The following is a 1,690-nucleotide window of genomic DNA, read 5'->3' on the forward strand; positions in this document are numbered from 1 at the left end:
TTAAAGGATTCGTCCTTTGGGATCTGTTTTGAATGAATTCGTTTGAACCTTGAGCCAAGTTTGGTTCGCTTCTGTTGCTTCGGTGACAGGCAAGAACCGCATAGATCTTAAACTGAAGAGTTTGATCATGGCTCAGATTGAACGCTGGCGGCAGGCCTAACACATGCAAGTCGAGCGGTAACAGATCTAGCTTGCTAGATGCTGACGAGCGGCGGACGGGTGAGTAATGCATAGGAATCTGCCCGATAGTGGGGGATAACCTGGGGAAACCCAGGCTAATACCGCATACGTCCTACGGGAGAAAGGGGGCTTCGGCTCCCGCTATTGGATGAGCCTATGTCGGATTAGCTAGTTGGTAAGGTAATGGCTTACCAAGGCAACGATCCGTAGCTGGTCTGAGAGGATGATCAGCCACATCGGGACTGAGACACGGCCCGAACTCCTACGGGAGGCAGCAGTGGGGAATATTGGACAATGGGGGCAACCCTGATCCAGCCATGCCGCGTGTGTGAAGAAGGCCCTCGGGTTGTAAAGCACTTTCAGCGAGGAAGAACGCCTGTCGGTTAATACCCGGTAGGAAAGACATCACTCGCAGAAGAAGCACCGGCTAACTCCGTGCCAGCAGCCGCGGTAATACGGAGGGTGCAAGCGTTAATCGGAATTACTGGGCGTAAAGCGCGCGTAGGTGGCTTGATAAGCCGGTTGTGAAAGCCCCGGGCTCAACCTGGGAACGGCATCCGGAACTGTCAGGCTAGAGTGCAGGAGAGGAAGGTAGAATTCCCGGTGTAGCGGTGAAATGCGTAGAGATCGGGAGGAATACCAGTGGCGAAGGCGGCCTTCTGGACTGACACTGACACTGAGGTGCGAAAGCGTGGGTAGCAAACAGGATTAGATACCCTGGTAGTCCACGCCGTAAACGATGTCGACCAGCCGTTGGGTGCCTAGAGCACTTTGTGGCGAAGTTAACGCGATAAGTCGACCGCCTGGGGAGTACGGCCGCAAGGTTAAAACTCAAATGAATTGACGGGGGCCCGCACAAGCGGTGGAGCATGTGGTTTAATTCGATGCAACGCGAAGAACCTTACCTACCCTTGACATCTACAGAAGCCGGAAGAGATTCTGGTGTGCCTTCGGGAACTGTAAGACAGGTGCTGCATGGCTGTCGTCAGCTCGTGTTGTGAAATGTTGGGTTAAGTCCCGTAACGAGCGCAACCCTTGTCCTTATTTGCCAGCACGTAATGGTGGGAACTCTAAGGAGACTGCCGGTGACAAACCGGAGGAAGGTGGGGACGACGTCAAGTCATCATGGCCCTTACGGGTAGGGCTACACACGTGCTACAATGGCCGGTACAAAGGGCTGCGAGCTCGCGAGAGTCAGCGAATCCCTTAAAGCCGGTCTCAGTCCGGATCGGAGTCTGCAACTCGACTCCGTGAAGTCGGAATCGCTAGTAATCGTGAATCAGAATGTCACGGTGAATACGTTCCCGGGCCTTGTACACACCGCCCGTCACACCATGGGAGTGGACTGCACCAGAAGTGGTTAGCCTAACGCAAGAGGGCGATCACCACGGTGTGGTTCATGACTGGGGTGAAGTCGTAACAAGGTAGCCGTAGGGGAACCTGCGGCTGGATCACCTCCTTAAACGATGCGTCACCGTTGGTAAGCGTCCACAATGAATTACCTGATCAA

The 1,690-nt window shown here is 54.3% G+C and carries 1 rRNA gene; it reads left to right on the forward strand.

The window, feature by feature from the left end:
• Positions 1 to 109 precede the first annotated feature (109 nt).
• Positions 110 to 1,642, forward strand: a 16S ribosomal RNA gene (locus HZS80_RS23180).
• Positions 1,643 to 1,690: the final 48 nt, after the last annotated feature.

The sequence above is a fragment of the Vreelandella glaciei genome (genome assembly GCF_013415125.1).
GTDB classification, from domain to species: Bacteria; Pseudomonadota; Gammaproteobacteria; order Pseudomonadales; family Halomonadaceae; genus Vreelandella; species Vreelandella glaciei.